Consider the following 15,536-nt stretch of genomic DNA (forward strand, 5'->3'; position numbering starts at 1 on the left):
TTGATCTGCCTATGGGTATCTACATCCTCAAAGCAAGTTATTATGAGAAGGGTGAACTTGTTTCATACAGAGAAGAAATGCTCAATATTACAGATGAGGGAGACTATCTGCTGGATATGCTGCTTCTGCCAGCTTATCCTGAAAGCAATTTTAATGGTAGTGACCTTCCTGAGATCCCGGCACTGATAGAAGAAGATACTCTACTTCAGGATAATTATGGCTCTAAAAGCAATATTTTCTTAATAGTGGCAGGCTCGTTGCTCATTGCAGGTGCCATTGTATTTTTGGTATTGAAAAAGAAACAAAGTTCTCAGAATGCCTATCTGGAAACCAGTTTATATGAAACTGAATACTCAGGTTCAGAAAATACAACTGATGATGGGGTATCGCTGCCTCAGGACCTTCAACAGGTAGTTGCCATAATAAAGGCTAATGCGGGAAGGATCACTCAAAGAGACCTTCGCAGCAAGTTAAGTTATTCAGAAGCCAAAGTAAGCCTTATGGTCTCTGATCTTGAGAACAGGGGCATCATCGAGAAATTTAAAAAGGGCAGAGGGAACATTATAGTACTTAAACAGGAAGATCACCAAAATATATAATTGTGTTAAGTACCTATGCTTTCAATTATATATCATCATTTCAAAGAAAACGAGGCGACCATGCGAGTTTCTATGGACATAGAATTACAGGATGCCCCAGGACAACTGGTGCATGCATTAAAACCAATATCTGAGTTCAAGGGTAACCTTGTCTCTGTGGTACATCATCATGAGAAAAGAACTCCTCGTGGCACTATTCCTGTACAAGTGGTATTCGAGACCGAGTCCTTGAGCATATCTCCCCTTATAAAGAAGTTGGAAGAGCTTGGTGTGGGAGTCATCCGGGTCAACGAAGAAAAATATCTCGAAAGAGGGACAGTTGTACTTATCGGTCATATAGTACACACGGACCTGGAAGATACGATCGATACAATTGATAAAACAGGATATGCAGAAGTAGTTGAACTGCACCTTTCTATGCCCAGCATAAACAAATCATCCTCTGCCTCTTTCAAGCTTGATGCAGTGGGAAAGAAAGAATTGAGGGATGCCATATCATTGCTCAGGTCAATTGCAAATAAGAAAGACCTTGTGTTGATAGAACCCATTGAGAGCGAGATCCTGTGAGGTTTTAATATGAAGAGAATAAAGGCTTCTATCATTGGTTTTGGTTCTGTTGGCCAGGGAGTGGCAAGGGTATTGCTCCGTAAGAAAGAAGAACTCAGTTCCATAGGCCTTGACATCGCAGTTGTGGCTGTAGCAGATTCCAAGACAGCTGTAATTGATGAGGAAGGTGTGGACCTTGCCATGGTCCTTGAGCGCAAGGCATCAGAAGGTATCGTAGGTGATGAACACATTACAGGGCATGATATTATCCGTGATATAGAACACGATCTGGTCATAGAAACAACTCCTACTAATATCGACACGGGTGGTGTGGGTTTGCAGAACATGCTTACTGCTTTCAATAAAGGGAGGCATGTTGTAACATCCAACAAAGGTCCTCTTGCCTTAAAATACAGGGAACTTGCAGCACTGGCATCTATATCAGGTTGTGCCTTCAGGTTCGAGGCCACCGTAGGGGGTGCAATGCCCTTGCTCAATCTTATAAGGGATACACTGGCAGGTAACGATGTGATCAGCATAGAAGGCATATTCAATGGTACCTGCAACTATATCCTTACCCGTATGATGGAAGAGCATGCAACCTATGAGCTGATGCTTGCAGAGGCACAGGAACTGGGTATAGCTGAAAAGGATCCCATCTATGATGTAGAAGGTATAGACGCAGCATGCAAGCTTGTGATCCTTGCAAATGCCATTTTTGGAATGAATACCACATACAAAGATGTGCATGTAACAGGTATCTCTCGTATCACCCCCGAAGCTCTGATGCTTGCCGAGACAGACGGTTATGTTATAAAGCTCATTGGAGAGGTCAGTAAGAACAGGATACAGGTGGCTCCACGGCTCGTACCTATAGGCCATCCGCTGGCGGTCGGAGGAACCCTTAATGTAGCTTCGCTGCAAACAGATCTTGCCGGGCCTGTCATAGTTGTTGGCAGAGGAGCCGGGTCCATCGAGACAGCAAGTGCCATTCTGAGCGATATCGTTTCCATCTATAAGGATTAAGCAAGCTGATCGCAATGACAAGCTTCAGGGAGTTCTGCAGGATATGCAAGATCATAGAAGAGACAGCCGGATCTCTGGATATGACAGGACTTGTTTCGGAGCTGTTCTCTCTTGTGACCAGTGAAGAGTTGCCGATCGTAACTCATTTTGTTATGGGCGAGGTTTTTCCTGCATGGACCGATGAAGAAGTAGGCTTGGGTACAGGCATTCTTATCAATGCCCTTTCCAGATCATCGGGCTTGTCTGTCAAGGAAATAGAGGATATAGTAAGGGAAACAGGAGACATCGGTAAAACTACAGTGAAAGCCCTGGGAAAAGTATCCAAGGGACAGGCCACATTCTCTTCTTTTTTAGACTCTCCTGCGGAACTGAGTATCATGGAGGTCTTTGAAAGATTCAGGGATATAGCCCATGCAACAGGCAAGGGGTCCCAGACATCCAAGATCAAGCATCTGCAATATCTTTTTAACTCGGCATCCGTTGAAGAGGTTGGCTATATCGCCAGGCTTGCCATAGAGGATATGAGGATAGGTGTAGGGGAAGGCATTGTCAGGGATGCTATTGCAAAGGCTTTTAACGTGCCTGTGATATCTGTCGAAAGAGGCTACATGCTCACAAACGACATGGGACTTGTGGCTGTCACTGCAAAAGAAGGAGGAAACGAAGCTCTTTTGAACCTGGGGCTGCAGGTAGGCAGACCTATAAAGCTGATGCTTGCCCAGGTAACACCTGATATCGAAACTGCCATAAGGGAATTGGGCGTTGTTGCAGCAGAATGGAAATTCGATGGTGCAAGGGTGCAGATACATAAAAAAGGCGATACTGTTACTCTCTATTCCCGTCGTCTTGAGAACATTACTGGCTCACTTCCTGACATCGTATCTGCAGTTAAGGGGTCTGTTAAGGCTGACTCTGCCATACTTGACGGCGAGGCGGTAGCCATTGACGAAGATGGAAGACCGAAACCTTTCCAGGAGATCCTCAAACGTTTCAGACGTAAATACGATGTGCAGAATAAGGTACGCCATATTCCGCTTACCCTTAACCTCTTTGATATCATGTACCTCAATGGTGAGAGCCTCATAGAGCTTCCACTGCAAAAGCGTCGGAAGTTTCTGGTTTCCTCTGTAGGGAACAGTGATCTTGTACACGTGGATGACCAGCTGATCACGTCAGACCTCTTGCAGATAAACTGCATGTATGAACAGGCACTGCAGGCAGGCCATGAAGGGATCATGATAAAGAACCCCGACTCGCCATATTCACCAGGCAAGCGAGGAAAGAACTGGCTTAAAAAGAAGCCAGTTATGGAAACCCTTGACCTTGTGGTAATAGGAGCTGAATGGGGTTATGGCAGAAGGACAAGTTTCCTTGGTTCTTTTGCATTGGCCTGCCATGACCCTGAAACAGGCAGATTCCTGTCTGTAGGTAAAGTGGCTACAGGAATATCTGATGAACAGCTGGCAGAACTCACAGAACTTTTCAGGGAGCATATAATTTCAGAATCAGGAACAAGCGTTGAGATCAGACCACACATACTCTTTGAAGTGGCTTTTGAAGAAATACAGAAGAGCACAAACTACGAATCCGGTTATGCATTGCGTTTCCCACGGCTTGTGCGTGTAAGGGATGATAAATCACTGGAAGAAGCCGACACACTGGAGCGTCTTGAGGACATGTACAGGACCCAGCGTAAATGAGAAGTTTATAAGGTCAATTGTGTCTTTTTTGCTTCAAAAGGTATTATACCTATTAGACCATAACTCGCCACTGTATGAAAAATAAGTTGCTTGTAATTATATTGCTGATAGTTTTTCTGGCATTTTCAGGCTGTACGGATAAAGAGATAGTACAGTATACTGACAGTAATGCATCTGCTGGAGATATAAAATATATAGAGGTCTACATTGATGATTATGCTTTTCATCCTCAATCACTGACCATTTCCCGGGGAGATACGGTAAGGTGGACCAATAACGATTCAGTGGCATACATTGTTAAAAGCAGTGCATTCCAGTCTCCCACGCTGACCAAGGGCATGACCTTCACATATACATTCCATGAAAGGAGAACATACAATTACTATCTTGCTACACATCCGTATACAAAAAGCGGGATGATAGTGGTGGAATAAGACTATAACAGTACGTCTTCAAGACCAGAAGAGAGCACTATCTCCACAGCTCTTTCGATTTCCTGCGCTCTAAGATGCCTGTTCATCTCAGGATACCTGTAAGCAAGATAGTGAGGAGTATAGTGGAACATCGGATTGAAACGGACATGGGGAATATTTTCTTTCACCCACTTAACTGCAGGCCGCGTACAGCAATCCACATGTTCCGGTAAGACCAGATGGCGCAGGAGTATCTCGGCATCTGAGTATGCACGGGTCAGATTTTCAGTAACAACTTTGATATAATTGTTAACTTTAGAATATTTTTCAGCACACTCGTCGTTGCCGTATCTGATGTCTGCAAGATACACGTCAACAACACCTTCAAGTAGTTCTCCCACTTCCTTTGAATGATACATGTTAGAGTTCCAGATCACAGGCACATTAACTGACAAATTGCTGATGATCCTTAGTACCGCATGCGGATGTGGGGTCGGAGTGACGAAGTTCACATTCCTTGATCCTTGCATGCGACGCTTTTCTATCAATTTCGCGAGTTCCACAGGATCAGCGATCTTACCTGTTTCCGGATGGGTAGCTATATCCCAGTTCTGGCAGTAGATACATGAAAAAACACAACCCGTGAAGAATATTGTGTGCGAAGGCACAAGTTCGGGCTCCTCTCCTGTATGCAGGAACTCAGATGCATATCCTGAAACAGCCCCTGCCCTGCAGTGACCCTTTTGGTTTTCCTTCCTGTTAACACCACATCTGCGTTCGCAGAAGTGACAATTCTCAAGCATCTTTTGTACGATCGCAACCTTCAGGTCAAGAAGAGAAGATCTTGGCATACTGAGGTTAGGGTCATATCCATTAGTATCGATCGATGCCAGAAGTTTTCTATAATCCTGCATCTTTACTCGATGCATGGCCCACAGTTCCTCCAGAGAAGCTGCCTTTTCAAAAGATACCGGGACCAAACGGCATATCTTATATCTTGGAGGCAATTCGTTCTTCTCTACTTGCTGATACCTGCGCAGGAAAACAGGTTCTTTCATATACTTTCCTTGTGCGGGAAGAATTGAATAACTTGTGGTCCTATATGATATGAAATTCAGGTGGAGAGAACGTTCTATGGTAAAAACCGACCATGCTGCACAGAGGCTTGACCCCAAGCTTTACATGCTTTCCATTTCTAAGTTCTTCAAAGACCTCGGTACGGGTATACTTGCTTTTCTAATACCTCTTTATATAGTGCAGACCCATAGTGTCTTTGCTCCTGAGATCCCGGATGTTGTAAAAGCAGGCATTGTCACCACGGTCTTTGGTCTTTTCAATGCATTTTCCCAGCCTATTTCAGGCAGGTTGTCAGACAGGCTGGATAAAAGGAAGCCTTTTGTCATATTCGGACTTGCTGGCTTCATAGCGGCTTCAGTGCTTTATTCTTATGTTTCTGTATTTGAATACGTAGTGCTTCTGAGGGCTATACAGGGTATAACGGTAGGTGCAGCAGTACCAGCTATTATAGCAATGGTGACCCACTTCTCTACATCCGGTACCAGAGGCAGAGCCATCGGCATATATTCAAGCATGAGGGGATTCGGTTATGGCATAGGTGCAATGGTCGGTGGCATAGTAGCTACATATTATGGGTTTACTGCAGGGTTTTATTTATGCGCTTTTCTGGGGTTGATAAGTTTGCTACTTGTGCAGTTCTTTGTGGGCGAGACACACGACAGGTATGAAAAACAAATAACATCTCTGAACAATAGTGGATCATTACAGTTTCATGCTCTCGCCTTTGCAATGTTCATAATGATGGTCGGGATCATGATCATATTCGCTTTTCTTCCTGAATACGAGGTCCGCCTGCAATCCTCGCAACTTTCTCTAAGCATCGCAGTGTCCGCATATGTCATATCCAGAGTGATACTGCAAACCCCCATGGGTATGCTATCGGACAGGTACGGGCGTAAAAGGCTGATTTTATACGGTTTACTGCTTAATGTTCCAGTAGTGCTTGGATTGGGTTATATTACCAGAGTGGAGGAGCTCATTGTGCTGCGTGCCTTGCAGGGACTTTGCATGGCCTCGGTGGAAACTCCGGTCATGGCGCTTGCAGTGGATCTTGCAGGTGGTGCGTCGGTGAGTGCACGGGTGAGCTCCATTACCAGCGCACAGGCAGCGGGTACAGCTTTTGGACCCTTGATAGGGGGCCTTCTTGGAGGTTATGTATCTTTTACAATGCCTTTCTATGTTTGTGCGGCTATGATGGCCGTTTCACTGTTAATAGTTATGCACATGGTTACAGAACCTGGGCTCACAGGCACTATCAATCGAGATCCTCGAAGGTCAGGATGAATGTTGTCCCTGCACACCTGTCTATCTCCAATTTTCCTTTCAGCTGCTCTGTAAGAGTGGTGACCAGCTGCATCCCCAGAGAAGTGGTGCTGAATATATCCACGTTTTCAGGGATTCCATTCCCATTGTCGCTGATAGTAAGCACAAGTGAACTGTCACAGCCCTTAAGGGACAAACTGACCAAACCTTCCTTACCTGGGTCAAAAGCATATTTAAGAGAATTTGTAATAAGCTCGTTTACTATAAGGCCCAGTGGTATGATCTTATCTATGTCCAGATATATCTCGTCTACATCGATCTCAAGGTTTACCTTTTCTGTACCTGTTCTGTAAGAGTACAGCAGGTAGTTCGCCAGGTTTCTTATATAATCGGCAGCATCTATATTCTTCAGGTTCTTTGACATATAGAGTTTTTCATGGGCTATAGCCATGGAACGTATCCTGTTCTGGCTTTCTGCAAAGGCCAGTCTGACATCCCTGTCCTGAAATTTTCTTGATTGCAGGCTTAAGAGGCTTGCGATCACCTGGAGATTGTTCTTGACCCTGTGATGTATCTCCTTAAGCAGCACTTCTTTCTTATAGGCTTCCTCTGCTATTTTTCTTTCGCTTATGTCCCTTGCAACGGTCAGAATTGCTTTTTTACTTTTATAATCTATGATCCTACTGCTTATTTCCACAGGAATGCGCTTACCAGCACTGTTCACGTAGATAGTCTCGTATATTGCTTTTCCTTTCTTTTTGAGTTCCTGTAACCTTTCAGGCAACAATGCAGCATATTCCGATGCATTGAAATCCCGGGGGGACATGCCCAGCAATTCGACCCTGCTATATCCCAGCATCTCGGAAGCAATATGATTGACCTCTTTGATCTTGTCTCCCATATCATTACAGATGTAGATGGCATCATTAGCATTCATGAAGAGTGTCTTGAACTTCTCTTCACTTTCCATAAGTGCCCTTTCAGCTTCTTTTATATGAGAGATATCAAGGAAGCTTTCCACTATACGCTGTCTGCCATCCAGTTCAATATAAACTGCGTTTTTGAGAATAGGAAGTTTTTCATCTTTTGCTGTAACGAGAACCCTTTCAGAAGAATCTATTACCTGTTTCAGATCTGTGAGGGGACATTTACCTTTCTCTGCAACACACATGAATTCGTGACAGATCTTACCTATGATCTCTGCTTTCCCTCTTCCAATAAGCTGGACAGCCACTGGATTAGCATCAACTACAGTGTGGGATTCGGCATCAATTATTATTACACCGGCCTGGACAGCTTCCAGTATAGTTTCCAGTTTTTTTTGGCTTTTCCTGATCTCAGATTCTATTTGCTGTTTTAAGATCGCAGCGCCTATGGTATCGGCGGCTATCCAGAGAGCATCCATCTCCACCAGTGACCATTCCCTCTCACGTTCACAATCATCAAAACCAATGAACCCCCACCATTCCTTGCCAACATATATTGGCACGGCGGCAAGGGAAATGATCCCTTGGTCTCCCAGTGATCCACGCTCCTCATCAGGAAAATTTTTTATCAGGCCCTCTATATGATACCCTCTTTTCATTATTTTCTCCCAGCGGGGTGCCATGGAATGGTAGGGTAACTTCTGTAAAAACGGATTGTCTATCTGAGGGGCAATGCCTCTGGCAACCCATTCGTATTTGTGTGACATTAGAAGATTACTGTCACCTTCGGTCTCATTCTGAAAAATGTATACCCTGCTGACATTAGTAGCCCTCCCAAGTTGTTCCAGTATTTCCTTGAAATCCTCTGAAGATAAGCCGATCTGCAGGAATTTGCTTGCAGCAATACTTACAGCTTCAAGAATGCGGATAACCTGTTCTTTTTCCATGTGTTCTGTAATATCTTTCAGGATACCTGATATGCCCAGAAAGGTACCATTTGCATCTTCCTGCCTTGAACATCTGCATTCGAACCAGAAGAACTTTCCCTTTTTATCTTTGAGCCGTATGGTTATAGCAGCCATTCCTCCATACCTCTGAAGCTTAAGGTATTCTCTGGATGCATGATCCTTGTCTTCAGGAACAAAAATCTCAAAAATGTTGGTGGAAATGAGTTCTTCTTCCTTAAAGCCATATTTTCGTACGTGGTGGCTGATATACGTTATTGCACTTTTTTTATCTGTTTCGAAGATTATATCCAGAGAATTCTCAAAAAGAGCATAAGATCTGCTGGCATTAAGAGAACGATCATTTATCGATAGCTTCTTTTCTGTAATGTCCCTGCCAACTAAGAATACGCATAAAACCTTTCTATCAGAACCTTTGTCAGGGATCAGGCGCCATGACCAGCTCCGAAGACCACTTCCAATAGGGAATTCCATCAGAATCTCGTGTTCAATATCCTTTCCTGTAAGAAATGCTTTTTGTATCTGCTTTTTAAGGAGAGCACAGGCATGTATCGGAATACCTGTTTCTTGTAATGGCTTATCGACAAGGTCATGTGCCTGCATCCCAGTGGCTTTTTCCATTGCCTGATTAACGTACAGACATTTCATTTGCCCATCAAGCACACTTACCAGATCACAGGAATTATCTACAACTACACGAAAATCCATTGGGACCAAATCCATGCTATCGAATCGCATTATTCCTTGATGAGCAAAGGAAAGAATAATATTTTAACCTGGTGCAGGTTTTCTATGTTATTCTTATGACCGTCAGATCCACACAACAGTAAGTCTTTCAGAAAAAAAGGAAATAATGGAACTGCTTTTGAAAATGATGAGGGTCAGCCAACAACACTCATATCAGTTATCCGAAGTGAGGGTGTAACTGTTCCCCCCACTTGCCTCAGATCCCTGCCTGCACCGTTTATATTCTTAAGGATATCGAAAACATTTCCTGATAACATAAGCGATTTGATAGGTCTTGCAAGCTCTCCTTTCTCAATGGTGAAGGCATTCCTTGCTTCTACAGAGAAATCACCTGAAATGTAATTAGCAGTATGTGCTCCTATAACAGTATTAATATAGATCCCCTTATCTGTATCTTCGATCACATTGCTCTTTTCATATCCTATTATAAAATTGCGGATCCCTACAGAAGGAGGGGAGGAATAGGAATGCCTGGAAGCATTGCCTGTACTGCTTATACCTTCCTTACCTGCTGTATAGTTGTCATAGAGATAGGACCTAAAAACGCCTTTTTCTATAATAGGGTTTGTCTGGGAAGGAACGCCTTCATCATCCGCCATGGCTGTCTCAAGGCCTCCCTCAAGTAGTCCATCGTCAATTATGGACAGTTTCTCGCTGGCTATCATTTCACCTTTACGGCCGATGAGACTGGACCGGCCTTTCTGGACATTATCTGCATCAATGGCAGAGGAAAAAATACCTGTCAGAAGATCCGCGACTGCAAAAGGATGCAGAATGATCTCTGTACGATGCGGTTCAATGGAAATGCCCTGTCTTGACATGGATGCAAGTTCAGAAGCAGCTTTTCCCAAATTGAAGAAATCAATGTCCATTTCTCTGGACATATCGTACTCATAGGCAGTTGTTGGTTCTTCCTGACCTGTTATAACATCTACGAATCCACTTATTGCAGTTCCTCTATCCTCTACCTCTATTCCATTACTATTTAATATCAAGCGTCGGCTTGCCACACGTGAAAAGGATCCTGCCGTTACTAGCACATCTGGCAAGGATGATGCTCCCTCCAGCATATTTGTGGACAACTCTATACATTCGTCAAGTTCCATATCTTTGATACGGGGATCGAACGTACCTTTGATCTCAGGATATTTTCCATCAGTGGGGAAAGACCTCCATGCCGGATCCCTGCCTCTGATCCTGGCCGAGGAAACTGCGGTCCTTGCAGCTTCTTCCATCTTCGTGTCGATATTGGTGCTTGCGAACCCAACAGCACCGTTAACCACTGCACGAATTCCCATTCCCTGATTTATGTTCTCCTTAGAACCTTCGATCAGACCTTTACGGATATCTATACTGGTCACTTCGCTTTTGACCAGATAGACCTCAGCCTCATCAGCACCCGCTTTCAGAGCAGCACTTAGGGCTTTTCTTGCAGTATCATACATTCAGGTACCCCCGACAACGGCCTTCGAGATACAAATGTGAGGTGATCCGTCGCTCACAGGTACCAGCTGTCCACCTTTTCCACATCTTCCGGAGTTCATTTTCAGATCACTGCCCACATGGGTCACATTATTGAGGATCTCAAGTGTCTTTCCGGATAGAGATACATCTCTCATGAGGGTAGTGATCTCACCTCTTTCTATGAGATATGCCTTTTCTGCATTGAACTGGAATATACCTTCACCAGTGTTGACCTGTCCGCCTCTGGAGCCAATAAGATACATTCCGTCACCTATTTCCTCAAGCATTTCTTCAAAGGTGGAGTTGCCATTATCAAGATATGTATTGCTCATGCGGACTATGGGCATGGAATATCCCTGACACCTGCTGTGCCCAGGGTCACCTCCAAGCTTTGCTGAAGTTTCTCTGGAATGCAGGTAAGAGTTCAGTACGCCATTTTTTATGATAGTCGTTCTTTGTGATTGTGCCCCTTCATCATCAAATGGGAAGTAGCCATATTCATGAAGTGTAGGGTCATCCACTATAGTGATAAGGGGTGAAGCTATCTGTTTTCCAACCATATTATCAAGAATGGAACTTCCCTCAAGCACCAGATCGGCTTCTGATGCATGTCCTACAGCTTCATGTACGAACACTCCCGCCAGCTCCTGATCAAGTATCACAGGCATGTTCCCTCCCTTTGCAGGCTTGGCATGTATGAGCTGAAGTGCCTCGTTAGATGCACTTGTTGCAAGCTCAAGAGCATTATTTTCATCGAATATTTCATACCCTTTGACACCGAACTTGCTTTCCCTTCCTGCCTGGTAGATGCCATTCTCTGAGGCTACTGCACTGACCGCAAATCCGGACCTTATAAGTTCGTACTCACAATCCAGACCGTCAATGTTGTTATAACATACCTTGACTTCGGATTCAGAATAGACGGCACTTGTGCTGCTGATCCCCTCAAGTTTTGCCCGTTTGCTCATTTCCTTGAGCAGTTCAACTTTTTCTTCAATGGATATATCCCGTGGATCTATCTTTATGCGGGGAAGGTCTTTCAATGTTGGTTTCCCTACTGGGGTGAGTTCCACTTTTTCTTTGGGATTTCGGGAATTCATGCTTACAGCAAGCTCAGAGGCAGCATTAAGTGCTTTCTTCTCATTGAAATAACCATCAGCTGAAGTAAAGCCCCATGAACCTCCGCACAGAGCACGTATACCGCCGCCCCTTGTATAGTTCACAGATATCTCTTCAACATTCCCATTATCAATAATAATGGACGTAGTAGTGGCATCCACCACTCTTACGTCGTAAAAGTCAACATTTTTCATGTGGGTCATATTAAAACCAATATCCTCTCATGTGGGAACCACTTCAGGAATATCGAGATTGAGCTTAAGGTTTGTCAGTTTCGAAAGCTTCTCCACTATTCTCTTTTTATCGACTCCCACAAGACTGTGCTCCATAACTTCTATAATGTTCGTTACCGGCACAATCTCGATCTTGCCCTTATAGGCTTCTTCTATAAGCACGTCATCCTCATTGGATTTGGGGATTATTACTTTCTTTATGCCTGCCAGGGCTGCAGCTTCTATCTTGTAGGTAGCACCACCGATAGGCAATACATCTCCCCTCACAGAGAGAGAACCGGTCATTGCCACAGACTGGTCCACGGGTATGTTCTCAAGTGCAGAGATTACAGCTGTAGCTATGGATATGGATGCACTGTCACCTTCCACACCTTCATAGGTCCCTATGAACTGAATGTGGATATCATGATTTGCGGTATCCTTTCCGGTGATGTTCTTTATCACAGCAGATACATTTTGGACAGCTTCTTTCGCGATATCCTTTAGCATACCGGTAGCAACCACACGTCCTTCTGAACTTGATTGAGCTGGCGTCACTTCGGCCATGATAGGCAATACTATGCCTGAGTCTCCCCCCATTACGGCGAGACCGTTGACCCTTCCCACAGCTAAACCATTCTTCTGGAACAGCTGATAATCTTTACGTCTTTCAAGATAACTATCTGCCAGTTGTTGTTCTATGGAGCGGGCCATCTTCTTTGCAGCAAGCACATGTTTATCGGTGGTCACTGGTGCGTTCTCAGCATGAGCAATATCCCCGGCTACTCTAACAAGACCTCCAAGGTCCCTTAGCTTCAGGGTCAAATGACCCTTTCGCCCGGCTCTGCGCCTGGCCTCCCTGATCACCTCATTGACCGCAGACCGGTCAAAAGGAGGTATATGTCCATCACGCATTACTTCCTGAGCCACGAAACGCACCAGGTTCCTGCGGTTCTCGAGAGTGTCTTCCATGGAGTCACGCATGAAAATCTCATAGCCATATCCTTTGATCCTTGATCTGAGGGCAGGATGCATTTTTTCCACTGCATCGAGATTACCTGCAGCCACCATGATAAAATCACATGGCACGGGCTCTGTCTTTACAAGGGCACCGGAACTGCGTTCTGATTGTCCTGTGATGGCATATTCTTTTTCCTGAAGAGCCGTAAGCATGCTCTGTTGTGACTCAAGGCTGAGGGTATTTATCTCATCGATGAACAGAACGCCCTTGTGTGATTTGTGTATATCGCCGCTCTCAACCCTGTCATGTGCAGGAGTTTCAAGTCCTCCTGACTGGAAGGGATCGTGGCGCACATCACCAAGGAGTGCACCTGCATGCGTACCAGTTGCATCGATATAAGGAGCATGCTCTTTGTTGTAATTATTTACAATAAGCTTGGGTATCATCATCTCTTCTTTTGGAAGCAACTGACGTGTAAGCAGGAGTATCATAATAGCTGCTATGATCCCCCACAACAGTTGGTCCACATAGAAAGAATATATGATAATACCGAAGACCAGTATCATCATCAGCATGTTCCGGGATTGGGCTTTTTTCTGTGCTTCCAGTTTATGGGCCATGACTATTTCTCTACCCTTGCCAGCAGGTACAGTCCTCATCTTTGGATTATTCTGATCCTCAAGATTCGGGTAAGCAAGAATATCCTGCAGCTCTTCTTTGGGTAAAAGTTCTGCCATAGCCTTTGCCAACAAAGACTTACCAGTACCTGGAGTCCCTATCATCATTACGTGTCGGCGCTGGCTTGCTGCTTTCCTGACCACTTCCACAGCATGCTCCTGTCCGATGATCTGATCGATCAACAGTTTAGGGACATCTATGGAGTTCGTAGTGTTGAAATCGAGATCATAAAGTTCGTTTTGATCAATAGTAGTCATCTCTGTATCCATGATTTGCTCACAGTTATGATTTCTGTTGTCAACCTGACTATTCCTTTTTTTTATTGATTCTGCATATATGGTGCACATATAAAATAAATGTATCACTTTATATTGCAAAACTATATGAATATTAAGGCGGATATGCAGAAAGCGTTTAGAAAATGAAATCCATTATTCATATACTTATTGCTTTCATGTTTGTAATGATCCTTGTTTCATTACCGGCAACCGCCGCGACCGACAATCCTCAATATATACATTACAAGCAAATGACAATGAGATTCAGTGGAACTGATGCCACTGTTACTCTTTCATTTGAGCTCGATGCATTTGTACAGGCTTACACATTATTGATGGGTAGCCATAATCTAGAAGGGGATATAAGGAAGATGTTCTATGACTTCGACGAAATAACGGTCTCAGAGATAGGCAAGGACTATGCGATTCTCAGGATCGACAATGTTTCACATTTAAGCGATGGATATTACTTGCATGATTCCAGAGATCTGGGTTCAAGTGTTGACGTGCTCACCATGGTCTATCCAAGTGGTGCAAGCAAGCAGAAATCTAATGCAAAGGAAACATCGAATATATTCTATTAAACTCCTCACTTTTAAGTATCATCTCTTTCTCTAAGCAAACCCTGTATCCAGTTCCTGCTATCATCGCAGCAGCTACTGAATAATGGTAATGTTTTTCTTCCCAGGTTGCCGGAGATGCCAGTGAGTCACACTCTCTGCCATAATTAAATAGATAAGAAAGTTGCAAAACTAAATGTGCAGAGCAATGTATTTTTCAGGTCAACTCAAGTTTTTACTATCTCATGAGGATAAACCAGGTGAACTATATATAAGAAATACACTTTGAACAGGTAGATAGCCTTTTTTGATTTTATGGAACAAAAGGTTTATCTGCTATGACAATGTATGGGTGGTGCCGATAAGGGCTCGTGGTCTAGTTGGTTATGACGTCGCCTTGACATGGCGGAGGTCCTGAGTTCGACTCTCAGCGGGCCCATCAGCAAAACAAAAAACAGTTAAGTTTAAATTGGAAAACAGCATTAAGGTGCTATGTTGCTCCCCATAAAGCCCAGGTAGCTCAGTCTGGGAGAGCGCTGCCCTGAAGAGGCAGTTGTCCCCGGTTCAAATCCGGGTCTGGGCACCAAACAATGCACATCAGTAGTGTAGCGGTTATCACCTGGCGTTGCCAACGCTAGAACCCGGGTTCGAATCCCGGCTGATGTATTCTTTTTTTCATACACTTTTTTAAACAGAGTGCGTCTATGCTATAAGCGTGTAGTTCTAACTTTAATTAGACTGTGGTTTTACATTCTCTGTTACTCCAGCAGTACCAGCAAGGTTTTTCAGGTGATACAACAGTGACCCTCGTTCTTTTTTCAACAAGCTCATGATAATCTCTAAGCACTGTACATGATTAACTTTTAGGATCCTGAGTACTTCAAACGACATTTATAGCACCTTTCCCTTTTATTACTAAAGTCTGTGATGTCATTGATTTTAAGGAATTCAGTTTTCTATTTGATCTTAGATACAAGCAAGTATCATGCATACACCCGTGAC

12 protein-coding genes and 3 tRNA genes are annotated in these 15,536 nt (G+C 44.0%); 10 read left to right on the plus strand and 5 right to left on the minus strand.

Features of this window, described 5'->3' with window-relative positions:
- The 5 genes from AB7U21_RS05115 to AB7U21_RS05135 all read left to right on the plus strand — a co-directional run.
- Nucleotides 1–599 (plus strand): DUF7343 domain-containing protein (locus AB7U21_RS05115; protein ID WP_428387473.1); only part of this gene is annotated, 599 nt, incomplete at its 5' end.
- A 60-nt stretch (nt 600–659) separates the two neighbouring features.
- On the plus strand, nt 660–1,166 hold the full coding sequence (locus AB7U21_RS05120; protein ID WP_292350970.1) for an amino acid-binding protein: 507 nt from the start codon (nt 660–662) through the stop codon (nt 1,164–1,166).
- A 9-nt stretch (nt 1,167–1,175) separates the two neighbouring features.
- Nucleotides 1,176–2,171: a homoserine dehydrogenase gene (locus AB7U21_RS05125; protein WP_333786495.1), complete on the plus strand. Its 996-nt coding sequence runs from the start codon at nt 1,176–1,178 to the stop codon at nt 2,169–2,171.
- Nucleotides 2,172–2,185: 14 nt separating this feature from the next.
- Nucleotides 2,186–3,871, plus strand: coding sequence for an ATP-dependent DNA ligase (locus AB7U21_RS05130; protein ID WP_333786496.1), 1,686 nt, complete (start codon nt 2,186–2,188; stop codon nt 3,869–3,871).
- Nucleotides 3,872–3,945: 74 nt separating this feature from the next.
- A complete protein-coding gene (locus AB7U21_RS05135) occupies nt 3,946–4,305 on the plus strand; it encodes a copper-binding protein (RefSeq protein WP_333786497.1) in 360 nt (119 codons plus the stop codon).
- 2 nt (nt 4,306–4,307) lie between these two features.
- Here the strand turns inward: AB7U21_RS05135 and AB7U21_RS05140 are convergent, their stop codons facing one another.
- Nucleotides 4,308–5,342 (minus strand): radical SAM protein, encoded by a 1,035-nt coding sequence (locus tag AB7U21_RS05140; RefSeq protein ID WP_333786498.1) that lies wholly within the window; start codon nt 5,340–5,342, stop codon nt 4,308–4,310.
- A gap of 49 nt (nt 5,343–5,391) precedes the next feature.
- Between AB7U21_RS05140 and AB7U21_RS05145 the strand changes: the two genes are divergently transcribed.
- Nucleotides 5,392–6,645: an MFS transporter gene (locus AB7U21_RS05145; RefSeq protein ID WP_428387476.1), complete on the plus strand. Its 1,254-nt coding sequence runs from the start codon at nt 5,392–5,394 to the stop codon at nt 6,643–6,645.
- Here AB7U21_RS05145 and AB7U21_RS05150 read toward each other — a convergent pair.
- From AB7U21_RS05150 to lonB, 4 genes are all read right to left on the minus strand, one after another.
- A complete protein-coding gene (locus tag AB7U21_RS05150; protein ID WP_333786500.1) occupies nt 6,617–9,253 on the minus strand; it encodes a PAS domain S-box protein in 2,637 nt (878 codons plus the stop codon). The genes AB7U21_RS05145 and AB7U21_RS05150 overlap by 29 nt on opposite strands.
- A gap of 143 nt (nt 9,254–9,396) precedes the next feature.
- Complete coding sequence (locus AB7U21_RS05155) at nt 9,397–10,707, minus strand: TldD/PmbA family protein (RefSeq protein ID WP_333786501.1); 1,311 nt, start codon at nt 10,705–10,707, stop codon at nt 9,397–9,399.
- Complete coding sequence (locus AB7U21_RS05160; RefSeq protein WP_333786514.1) at nt 10,708–12,039, minus strand: TldD/PmbA family protein; 1,332 nt, start codon at nt 12,037–12,039, stop codon at nt 10,708–10,710.
- Between the two features lie 27 nt (nt 12,040–12,066).
- Complete coding sequence (lonB, locus tag AB7U21_RS05165; RefSeq protein ID WP_333786502.1) at nt 12,067–13,965, minus strand: ATP-dependent protease LonB; 1,899 nt, start codon at nt 13,963–13,965, stop codon at nt 12,067–12,069.
- A 152-nt stretch (nt 13,966–14,117) separates the two neighbouring features.
- Between lonB and AB7U21_RS05170 the strand changes: the two genes are divergently transcribed.
- The 4 genes from AB7U21_RS05170 (at nt 14,118) to AB7U21_RS05185 (ending at nt 15,200) form a co-directional block, all read left to right on the plus strand.
- Nucleotides 14,118–14,558, plus strand: coding sequence for a hypothetical protein (locus tag AB7U21_RS05170; RefSeq protein ID WP_428387480.1), 441 nt, complete (start codon nt 14,118–14,120; stop codon nt 14,556–14,558).
- A gap of 341 nt (nt 14,559–14,899) precedes the next feature.
- A tRNA-Val gene (locus tag AB7U21_RS05175) sits at nt 14,900–14,973 on the plus strand.
- Between the two features lie 70 nt (nt 14,974–15,043).
- Nucleotides 15,044–15,120: transfer RNA gene (locus AB7U21_RS05180), tRNA-Phe, on the plus strand.
- Nucleotides 15,121–15,128: 8 nt separating this feature from the next.
- Nucleotides 15,129–15,200: transfer RNA gene (locus AB7U21_RS05185), tRNA-Gly, on the plus strand.
- The last annotated feature ends 336 nt before the right edge of the window (nt 15,201–15,536 follow it).

This window comes from Methanomethylovorans sp., assembly GCF_050177135.1.
Classification (GTDB): Archaea; Halobacteriota; Methanosarcinia; order Methanosarcinales; family Methanosarcinaceae; genus Methanomethylovorans.